Origin of the sequence: Streptomyces sp. NRRL S-31 (assembly GCF_000718775.1) — a bacterium.
Classification (GTDB): Bacteria; Actinomycetota; Actinomycetes; order Streptomycetales; family Streptomycetaceae; genus Streptomyces.
Genome location: NZ_JOCB01000317.1, coordinates 1 through 202 on the forward strand (window position 1 = coordinate 1; position 202 = coordinate 202).

The 202-nt window shown below is 67.3% G+C and carries 1 protein-coding gene; it reads left to right on the plus strand.

What is annotated here, in order from left to right; genetic code table 11:
* Positions 1-202: hypothetical protein (locus tag IF37_RS0138835; protein WP_030754719.1), on the plus strand; the 202-nt coding region annotated here is incomplete at both ends.

Consider the following 202-nt stretch of genomic DNA (forward strand, 5'->3'; position numbering starts at 1 on the left):
GCCTACTACACCGCCTTCTACCGCGACTTCTACAACCTCGACGACAACCTCGGCACCCGCATCAGCGAGGAAGCCGTCCGCAACAGCTGGAACGTCGCCACCACCGGCGGCTCCCACGCCGCCGCCGCCGCACCCCTGACCTGGTTCACCGACTTCCGCGAGGACCTCCCCAAGATCACCGTCCCCACCCTCATCCTGCACG